This window comes from Flavobacterium psychrolimnae (assembly GCF_003312425.1).
Classification (GTDB): Bacteria; Bacteroidota; Bacteroidia; order Flavobacteriales; family Flavobacteriaceae; genus Flavobacterium; species Flavobacterium psychrolimnae.
The window spans coordinates 15,574-26,642 of sequence record NZ_QNUX01000019.1; the positions used below are offsets into that span (position 1 = coordinate 15,574).

Sequence of the window (11,069 nt, forward strand, 5' to 3'; positions counted from 1 at the left end):
CTCTTTTTCTTTATTTAACGAAAACTTTTTTATTGCTAATCGATCCGCGAAGGGCAAAAAAGAAGACTATTTTTTAAGCCAATTGTTGGTAAAAGTACAATCTCTATATTCACCAATAATTTTCACATACGTTTCTTTTATTTTCTCATCAAACCATTTTCCAATCGCTGTAATTTGTTTGTTTTTAAGCGCCAATGCTTTGATTTTGATGTAATCTTTTGCATAATCAGCTGCATGCTCATCAATTCTGTTGGTTACGGTAATTAATTTGAATTTTTTCTTACCTTCTTCACCTTGGTCTAAAATTGGAGCTGAAATTTCATTTTCCTTCAAATTAGAAACTTGACTGTAAAAAGTAGGATCCATTTTAGTCAATTCAAAACGAGTATCCTGTGTTTGCGGATTGATTAATGCTCCACCATTTGCTCTTGTTTCTTTTTCATCAGATAATGTTCTGGCTGCTTCCGCAAAAGTAATATCTTTATCCTCGATCCTTTTTTTGATTAAAGTAATCATTTCTTTAGCTTCCTTTAAAGCCTGTTCTGTTACTGTGGGTGTCAACAATATATGACGTAGTTCCCTTTCTTGCCCTCTTATTTTTTCAACTAAAATGATATGATACCCAAAAATTGTTTCAAATGGCGCAGAAATTTCTCCCTCTTGAAGGCTAAATGCTACTTCCTTAAATTCTTTAATAAACGGCGTTTTACGGGTCATTTTGTAATAACCTCCATTTGACTTTGATCCCGGATCTTGAGTATATAAAACTGCCTTTGTAGAAAAACTTGCGCCTTCCTCTACTTCTTTTTTAAACTCATTTAATTTATCAATAACTTTTTTCTTATCTTCTTCCGAAACTTTCGGGCTAATAACAATTTGCGCTACTTCTAATTCAACTCCAAAGAATGGAAGATCGTCTTTTGGAATTGTTTTAAAATAATTACGAACCTCTTCCGGCGTAATTTCTACTTCATCAACAATTTTCTTCTGCATTTCAGAAGTCAACTTTCCTTCTTTTAAAATATCAGAAAAATAAGTTCTAAATTCTTCTTCAGAATCCTTTTTGTAATACTGTATTACTTTTTCTAAAGAACCAATTTGTCCTACCATATAGGTCAAACGCTCTTCTAACATTCCTTTTACCTCAGAATCTGTTACTACAATACTATCCTGAATAGCTTGATGCGCGTATAGTTTATCCTCTAATAATTTTCCCAACATTTGGCATCTAGTAATATCTTTTACAGATCCGCCTCCCGCTGAAATTTCAAGATAAGACTTATCAATATCTGAATCTAAAATGATGTAATCTCCAACAGTTGCAATTACACCATCAATTTTTTGTTTACCAGTTGATTGGGTTTTCTTGATTGGAACAATCACGGAGTCCTTAATAATTTCTTGTGCACTTGTTATAACACTTGTAAAGAGTAAAAGAAAAAAAGTAAGTGCAATTCTATTATTAATGGATTTCATTTCTATTTTATTTATTGGCATTATTCTAATTTGTATTTGTAGCAAAAATGTACTTATTCTATTGTTATTAAACCTATTTGATAGCCACCAGAATAATTTTGGCAAATATACACTTTAAGAATCAACAACTGAATTGAAATTTTACAATACAATTCTTAAGTATTCTTTAAATTTAAAACGAACAAAAATAGCAATTCAATTACATAATACAAGTTTCCTAACTACTATTAACAAAAAATTATAAACGCATTTATGTATCAGTTGATTCCGTTTGTAAACCATAAAGAAACTGAACGTTAGCAATGAAAAAATAATATAAATTCAGATTACATTTACTTCAATCGACAGTGATTATAATAATCATCCTATTTTTCTACTATTTCGTAACTATAATCAACTACCAGTGTTTATGATTATAGTACTTTTTCATTTCATCAAAAAAATCTTAAAACTATCAAGAACTTCTCATTTTTGATGTTACAAAATCAAAAACAGGGCTATTAAAACACTCATTTTTAGCTGACTATTTCAAAAGTTGTGAACACTACAACGTTTTCGTGGTTCATTAAAAAAAATCTGATGTATATCGTGTAAGAATTTGTATAAATTAGCTAAAAAGTTGCTTTTTTATGCATAATACTAGTCTAAAAATAAATTTAAATTATTTTTTTATACTATTTATTTTGATTTTAATAAAATACATTTTTAAAATTTAAATCAAAATAAAAAACAGCAACCAATCATTTCAATAATATTACTATCGCCCAAAATCTATTAATTAACCCAAATTACCTATTTTATGAAAAAACAAAATTTTAAAATTTGTTTATTATCGGCTTTACTCGTTGGCTTGTACTCGTGTAATTCAAATGATGATCTTATCACCAATTCGACAGAAGCCGCTGCACAATTCAAAGTGATTAATGTTACAAATCACGATGGACGTCCCTTCAGCACAGGAAAACAATCAAACACAACAGGCAGATACGTTGCAAATCCTGGTGGTGGTGTGATGATGCAGGCTTTTTATTGGGATGTGCCAGCAGGTGGAACTTGGTGGAATACTGTAAATGCAAAAATCACAGCTTGGTCAAATGCCGGAATTGGTTCTATCTGGCTTCCTCCAGTTTCAAAAGCGCAAAATGGACCATTTTCCATGGGTTATGATCCTACAGATTACTTTGATTTTGGAAATTACAATCAAAATGGCACAATAGAAACCCGATTTGGTTCCCGTACAGAATTAGAAAGTTTAATAACCAAAGTACATACCGAGAATATGCAGGTTTACGCTGATATGGTCCTAAACCACAACAGCGGTGGACAATTAGAAAGCAATCCATTTACAGGGACGCAAACCTATACTAATTTTACAGGTGTCGCTTCTGGCAAATTCCCGAGAACGAGTGCTGATTTTTATAAAAACTCTTATGGAAATAATGACGAAGGAGCTTTTGGAGGATTTCCGGATTTAGCACATGTCGTTCCTAATGTACAAGACTGGCTTTGGAAAAGAGCAGACGGAGTAGGTAAATATTATAAGAACACCATGAAATTTGATGGCTGGAGATTTGATTACGTGAAAGGTTTTGCTCCCTGGGTGATTAAAGACTGGAACGCAAACGTTGGAGGTTTCTCTGTTGGTGAATTATGGGACTCAAACGTAAACCTACTGAATGACTGGGCAAATAATGCGAATAGTTCTGTTTTTGATTTCGCCTGTTATTACAAAATGAATGATGCTTTCGATGGAAATAATCTAAATATTTTGAACGATGACATGATGTGGAAAAGAAATCCGTACAAAGCGGTTACATTCGTTGCCAACCATGACACCGACGAAATTTGGAAAAAAGAGCTTGCTTACGCCTACATCTTAACTCATGAAGGATATCCAACTATTTTTTATCGTGATTATGAGGAATGGTTGAACAAAACAAAGATGAATAATTTAATCTGGATTCATAATAACAAAGCTACAGGAAACACCTCGATTTTATTCACTGATACTGACGAATATATCGCGCGTAGAAACGGATACAACGGCAATCCTGGTTTGGTAGTTTACATTAACAATTCATCCACTTGGCAAGAAAGATGGATTCAAACGAATTGGGCAAACGCGCAAATCAAAGATTTCACTGGAAATTCGACTTGGCTACCAACAACCCAAGGCGATAAATGGGTCAAAATTCAATGTCCGCCAAACGGCTATTCAATTTGGTCAATCAATATGTAACACCTAAAAATCATCAAGGCTGTCTGAAAAGACGGCCTTCTTTTTTATAACTTATTAAAGTTTCTCCATTTTTTATTAAATCAAAATCACATGAATTGCAACTTCAAACCCCACCTACTCCAATTAGCGAACACTATTTTTTTAATTGGCATTTATAAATAGTACTTTTGCAGACTATTTATACAAATATGGGCTTTTTAGAAGAAATACAACGCAGAAGAACCTTCGGGATTATCTCACATCCTGATGCCGGAAAAACAACACTTACTGAGAAACTCCTCCTTTTTGGTGGTGCGATTCAAGAAGCAGGTGCGGTAAAGAATAATAAAATTAAAAAAGGTGCTACCAGTGACTTTATGGAAATTGAACGCCAGAGAGGGATTTCGGTTTCTACCTCAGTTTTAGCATTCAATTATAAAGACAAAAAAATAAATATTCTTGATACACCTGGACACAAGGATTTTGCCGAGGACACTTTTAGGACTTTAACTGCTGTTGACAGCGTTATTGTTGTAATTGATGTCGCTAAAGGTGTTGAGGAACAAACGGAAAAATTAGTGGCTGTTTGTAGGTTGCGAAAAATTCCAATAATCGTATTCATCAATAAATTAGACCGAGAAGGAAAAGATGCTTTTGACTTGATGGATGAAGTGGAACAAAAACTAGGTTTAACAGTTACACCATTAAGCTTCCCGATAGGAATGGGTTATGATTTTCAAGGAATTTATAATCTATGGGAACAAAACATAAACTTATTTAGTGGAGACAGCCGTAAAAATATTGAAGAAACAATTGCTTTCTCTGATGTTAAAAATCCAGAATTAGAAAAAATTATCGGTCAGAAACCAGCTGACAGATTGCGTGAAGAATTAGAATTGATAGACGAAGTTTATCCTAAATTTGATCGTCAGGATTATTTGGACGGAAAATTACAACCTGTATTTTTTGGTTCGGCATTGAATAATTTTGGGGTTAGAGAATTATTGGATTGTTTTGTTGAAATTGCTCCGTCACCAAGACCAAAAGATTCCGAAACACGATTAGTAGATCCAAAAGAAGAAAAAATGACTGGATTTGTTTTTAAAATCCATGCTAATATGGACCCGAAACATAGAGACCGTCTGGCTTTTATAAAAATTGTCTCTGGAACTTTCGAAAGAAACAAACCCTATTATCACGTTCGCCAAAAGAAGAATTTAAAATTCTCCAGTCCAAATGCTTTCTTTGCTGAAAAGAAAGAGATTGTAGACATCTCGTATCCTGGAGATATTGTTGGTTTACATGATACTGGAAATTTCAAAATTGGTGATACGTTAACCGAAGGCGAAATCATGAGTTTCAAAGGAATTCCAAGTTTCTCTCCTGAACACTTCCGATACATCAACAATGCTGATCCAATGAAAGCCAAACAATTGGATAAAGGAATTGATCAGTTAATGGACGAAGGTGTAGCGCAGTTATTTACTTTAGAAATGAATAACCGAAAAATCATTGGAACAGTTGGAGCGCTTCAATATGAGGTTATTCAATATCGTTTAGAGCATGAATACGGCGCAAAATGTACGTATGAAAATTTCCCGGTACACAAAGCATGTTGGGTAAAACCAAACGATCCAAAAAGTGAAGAGTTCAAAGAATTTAGAAGAATCAAACAAAAATTCTTGGCACATGACAAATACGGACAATTAGTGTTTCTCGCGGATTCTGATTTTACAATCCAGATGACACAAAATAAATATCCAAACGTAAAACTATTCTTCACATCGGAATTTGAGTAATATTTCAGTTAAAAATGATTTCTGGATGACAATATGTAATCCAGAAATCAAAGTAAAAAAAGATATAAAAAAAACGCTAATTTAAAAATTAGCGTTTTTTTTTATGTATTTCAAAAATAATTTTTAGCTTAAGCAACCATACTTTCCAAGTTCACTGCTTTTTTCAAAAAAGCTTTGATTAATAAACGATTTGGCGCTGTACCTGACGTAATAACTTGTTTTTTAGTATTAGTTCCTTCTGTAGATATCGTAGTGTTTGGATCTTGCTTAGAACCCATAAACCACAATACGAAGTTCATACTATTTGAAGATGAAACTGTAGAAACATTATCTTGTTTAGTGTTAGTAGTAACCTCAATTGAATTTACATCAGCTACATTTTTTGTAGTTTGAGCAAAAACAGCAGTATTAGATACTAAAATAAAAGCAACCATTAGGAAGCCATTCAACATGACTTTTTTACTTGCTTTTAAAGAAAAATATTTCATAACAATTCGTTTTTTATAATAGACAGAATACATTTCTCTATCTCGAGAGCGAAAGTATATCATTTATAAACGGACGAAAAATATTTTCGATAAAGGACCAGAATACTCGTTTAAAGCACAAATTTGTTATAAACAACCGAGATTTAATAATGAGTTAATGTTGGCGTATGCAATAAACACCTTAACTTAAAGTAGTAAGATATTGGTAATGCTTAAATAATAACAAAGTAAAAACTAAAAAACAGTATAGCTATTATTAGAACACTTACTACTAAAATTGAATTGCATTTTGAAACTCAATTTTGATTTAGAAAAACTTGAAATCATTCCAATCACGGGTATCTCAAATTTAAAAAGTTGGAAACTAATGGCAACTCCTCTTATCCAATAATAACTGATAAATAAAAAAGGCTCCATTTCTGGAGCCTTTTAAGAGTATTATGCTTGTCCCGCAGGACCAAAATTAAGCGGAATTGGTGCTTGTTCAGTGTCTTTTATTTCGCCATGAGCGACTTCAAAACGATGAATATTTTCTCCAATTGCTTTTAGCAATCTTTTAGCATGTTGCGGCGTCAAGACAATTCTTGATTTCACTTTAGCTTTAGGAATACCAGGCATGATGCTTACAAAATCTAAAACAAATTCTGATGAAGAATGATTTATTATTGCCAAATTGGAATAAATTCCTTCAGCAATTTTTTCGTCTAACTCAATATTAATCTGTTCTTGTTGTTGATTAGAATTACTCATATCTTAGTAAATATATTCCTCTTTGTTAGCCATCATATCATTGTAATCTTCTTTCGAACCTACAATCGTATTGTCATATTCTCTCATACCTGTTCCAGCTGGAATTCTATGTCCAACAATTACATTTTCTTTCAATCCTTCTAAGTAATCGATTTTACCTGCAACAGCAGCTTCGTTCAATACTTTAGTAGTTTCTTGGAAAGATGCAGCAGAAATAAACGATTTCGTTTGAAGTGATGCTCTTGTGATACCTTGTAAAACTGGTGTTGCTGTTGCAGTAACAACATCACGAGCCACAACAAGATTTTTATCTGTACGTTTCAATAAAGAGTTTTCATCACGCAACTCACGAGGCGTAATAATTTGTCCTTCTTTCAATGCACTTGAATCTCCAGCATCTTCAACTACTTTCATACCGTATAGTTTATCATTTTGAACGATAAAATCTTTAGTGTGAATTAATTGATCTTCTAAGAATAAAGTATCACCTGGATCCTGAACTCTTACTTTACGCATCATTTGACGTATAACTACCTCAAAGTGTTTGTCGTTGATTTTTACCCCTTGTAAACGGTATACTTCTTGAATTTCATTAACCAAATACTGTTGAACAGCTGCTGGTCCTTGGATTCTTAAAATATCATCCGGAGTAATTGCACCATCAGATAAAGGTACACCTGCTCTTACGAAGTCATTTTCTTGAACTAGAATTTGGCTTGATAATTTAACCAAGTATTTTCTAACGTCACCAAATTTAGATTCGATAACAATCTCACGGTTACCTCTTTTGATTTTTCCAAAAGAAACAACACCATCGATTTCAGAAACAACAGCTGGGTTTGAAGGATTACGAGCTTCTAACAACTCTGTAATTCTAGGTAAACCTCCTGTAATATCTCCTGATTTAGAAGAACGACGCGGAATTTTCACCAATACTTTACCTGCTTTAATTTTCTCACCGTTTTCAACCATCAAGTGGGCTCCAACTGGTAAGTTATAAGAACGAATCAATTCATTGTCTTTACCGTAAACCAATAAAGTTGGAATTAATTTTTTAGATCTAGATTCAGAAATTACTTTTTCTTGGAAACCAGTTTGCTCATCAATTTCAACCATGAAAGACTGACCTTGCTCTAATTCTTCGTAAGCAATTTTACCGGTAAATTCAGAAACGATAACTCCATTATATGGATCCCATTTACAAATTACATCTCCCTTAACTACAGATTGTCCGTCTTTAACGAAAATACTTGAACCGTAAGGAATATTATTAGTACTCAACAAGATACCTGTTCTTTCATCAATTAATTTCAATTCAGTTGAACGAGATACTACAATATCAACAGCATTACCATCACTATCTTCTCCTTTAACCGTTTTTAAATCTTCAATTTCCAGTTTACCGTTAAATTTAGTAATGATACTAGACTCTTCAGAAATACCACCCGCAACCCCACCAACGTGGAATGTACGTAATGTTAACTGTGTACCAGGCTCTCCAATAGATTGCGCTGCAATTACACCAACTGCTTCACCTCTTTGTGTCATTTTACCAGTAGCTAAATTTCTACCGTAACATTTTGCACAAATACCTTTCAACGCTTCACAAGTTAATGGAGAACGAACTTCAACTTTCTCGATAGGAGAAGCATCAATTGCTTTCATTATAACTTCTGTGATTTGCTCACCAGATTTCACTAAAACTTCACTAGTCAAAGGATTAATTAAGTCTTGTAAAGCTACACGTCCTAAAATTCTTTCTCCTAAAGTTTCAACTATTTCCTCATTCTTTTTCAATGCTGATACTTCAACACCTCTAAGTGTACCACAATCATCAATATTAACGATAACATCTTGAGATACATCATGCAATCTTCTTGTTAAATATCCTGCATCGGCCGTTTTCAAAGCCGTATCCGCAAGACCTTTACGCGCACCGTGAGTAGAAATAAAGTACTCAAGGATAGAAAGACCTTCTTTAAAGTTAGAAAGAATCGGGTTTTCAATAATTTCACCACCACCAGCAGTAGATTTTTTAGGCTTAGCCATCAAACCACGCATACCAGTTAACTGACGAATTTGTTCTTTGGAACCCCTCGCTCCAGAATCAAGCATCATATACACTGAGTTGAAACCTTGTTGGTCCTCTCTAATGTTTTTCATTGCTAATTCTGTCAATTGAGCATTTGCTGAAGTCCAAACATCAATAACTTGGTTGTAACGTTCGTTATTGGTAATAAGACCCATGTTATAATTCGCAGAAATACCTTGAACTTGTTCTCTGGCGTCTGCAATTAATTTTGGTTTTTGATCTGGAATTCTAATATCACCAAGAGAGAATGACAATCCACCTTTGAAGGCAAATTTGTAACCCATGTCTTTCATGTTATCCAAGAAAGCCGCAGTTGTAGGTACATCAGTCGCGCTTAAAACGTGTCCGATAATATCTCTAAGGTTTTTCTTAGTCAATACATCATTGATATATCCAGCTGCTTCCGGTACTACTTCATTAAATAATACACGACCAGCAGTAGTTTTAATGATTTGGTACACTAAGTCACCCGCTTCATTAAAATGTTTTGCTCTAATTTTCACAGAAGCATTCAATTCTAATCTACCTTCATTCAAAGCAATGTTTACTTCTTCAGCAGAATAAAAAGTGATTCCTTCTCCTAAGATTTTAAGTTCAGGAGTTGATAAACGTTCTTTGGTCATATAGTATAGACCCAAAACCATATCCTGAGAAGGTACCGTGATTGGCGCTCCATTTGCAGGATTCAGAATATTGTGAGAACCCAACATTAATAGTTGCGCTTCCAAAATAGCTTCTGGTCCTAAAGGCAAGTGAACTGCCATTTGATCCCCATCAAAATCCGCATTAAATGCAGTACAAACTAAAGGGTGCAATTGGATTGCTTTTCCTTCAATTAATTTTGGTTGGAATGCTTGAATACCTAATCTGTGTAAAGTAGGAGCACGATTCAGTAATATTGGGTGACCTTTAATTACATTTTCAAGGATATCCCAAACTACAGGCTCTTTCTTATCAATTATTTTCTTAGCTGATTTTACAGTTTTTACAATTCCTCTTTCTATCAATTTACGGATAACAAAAGGTTTGTATAATTCTGCTGCCATATCCTTAGGAATACCACACTCAGATAATTTCAATTCAGGTCCAACAACAATTACCGAACGAGCAGAATAATCCACACGTTTTCCAAGTAAATTTTGACGGAAACGTCCTTGTTTACCTTTAAGGGAATCAGATAATGATTTTAATGGTCTGTTTGATTCCGTTTTTACTGCAGAAGCTTTACGAGTATTATCGAAAAGTGAATCTACAGATTCCTGCAACATACGTTTTTCATTTCTCAAGATAACTTCTGGAGCTTTAATCTCCATTAATCTTTTCAAACGGTTGTTACGTATAATTACACGACGGTATAAATCATTTAAATCTGAAGTTGCAAAACGACCTCCATCAAGTGGAACAAGTGGACGTAATTCTGGTGGAATAACTGGTACCACTTTCATGATCATCCATTCCGGACGATTCTCACGGTTCAAGTTAGACTCACGGAAAGATTCCACAACTTGTAATCTTTTTAATGCTTCTGTTTTACGTTGTTTAGACGTTTCATTGTTTGCGTTATGTCTCAATTGGTAAGACAATGCATCAAGATCTATTCTTGCTAATAAATCCATAATACACTCTGCTCCCATTTTGGCAACAAATTTATTAGGATCAAAATCATCAAGATACTGATTGTCAGCAGGAAGTGTATCTAAAATATTTAAATATTCTTCTTCTGTCAAAAAGTCAAGTCTTTGCAAAGATTCACCTTCTGCATTTTTAGCGATACCAGCTTGGATTACTACGTATCTTTCGTAGTAAATAATCATATCTAATTTCTTAGATGGAAGACCAAGGATATAACCAATTTTGTTTGGAAGAGAACGGAAATACCAGATATGAGCAATTGGCACAACAAGATTGATGTGACCTACTCTGTCTCTACGTACTTTTTTCTCAGTTACTTCTACACCACAACGGTCACAGATGATTCCTTTGTAGCGTATTCTTTTATATTTACCACAAGCACATTCAAAATCTTTTACTGGTCCGAAAATACGTTCGCAGAAAAGACCATCACGCTCTGGTTTGTGCGTTCTGTAGTTGATAGTTTCCGGTTTCAACACTTCACCTCTTGATTCTTTCAAGATAGATTCAGGAGAAGCAAGTCCGATTGAGATTTTATTAAACCTTTTTACAGGGTTTTTATCTTTATTGTTATTATTTCTATTATTCATCATAGTTTTTACTATTGATTTATT

6 protein-coding genes are annotated in these 11,069 nt (G+C 33.7%); 2 read left to right on the forward strand and 4 right to left on the reverse strand.

Annotation, left to right across the window (positions count from 1 at the left end):
* Positions 1-66: 66 nt before the first annotated feature.
* Positions 67-1,476: a peptidylprolyl isomerase gene (locus DR980_RS15605; RefSeq protein ID WP_394335944.1), complete on the reverse strand. Its 1,410-nt coding sequence runs from the start codon at positions 1,474-1,476 to the stop codon at positions 67-69.
* Positions 1,477-2,275: 799 nt separating this feature from the next.
* Between DR980_RS15605 and DR980_RS15610 the strand changes: the two genes are divergently transcribed.
* Both DR980_RS15610 and DR980_RS15615 read left to right on the forward strand, forming a co-directional pair.
* Positions 2,276-3,715, forward strand: coding sequence for an alpha-amylase (locus DR980_RS15610; RefSeq protein WP_113637839.1), 1,440 nt, complete (start codon positions 2,276-2,278; stop codon positions 3,713-3,715).
* 188 nt (positions 3,716-3,903) lie between these two features.
* On the forward strand, positions 3,904-5,493 hold the full coding sequence (locus DR980_RS15615; protein ID WP_113637840.1) for a peptide chain release factor 3: 1,590 nt from the start codon (positions 3,904-3,906) through the stop codon (positions 5,491-5,493).
* 128 nt (positions 5,494-5,621) lie between these two features.
* Here the strand turns inward: DR980_RS15615 and DR980_RS15620 are convergent, their stop codons facing one another.
* The 3 genes from DR980_RS15620 to rpoC form a co-directional block, all read right to left on the reverse strand.
* Complete coding sequence (locus DR980_RS15620) at positions 5,622-5,981, reverse strand: hypothetical protein (RefSeq protein WP_113637861.1); 360 nt, start codon at positions 5,979-5,981, stop codon at positions 5,622-5,624.
* Positions 5,982-6,419: 438 nt separating this feature from the next.
* Positions 6,420-6,731: a DUF3467 domain-containing protein gene (locus tag DR980_RS15625; RefSeq protein ID WP_073354716.1), complete on the reverse strand. Its 312-nt coding sequence runs from the start codon at positions 6,729-6,731 to the stop codon at positions 6,420-6,422.
* Positions 6,732-6,734: 3 nt separating this feature from the next.
* Positions 6,735-11,048: a DNA-directed RNA polymerase subunit beta' gene (gene rpoC, locus DR980_RS15630; RefSeq protein ID WP_113637863.1), complete on the reverse strand. Its 4,314-nt coding sequence runs from the start codon at positions 11,046-11,048 to the stop codon at positions 6,735-6,737.
* Positions 11,049-11,069 lie beyond the last annotated feature (21 nt).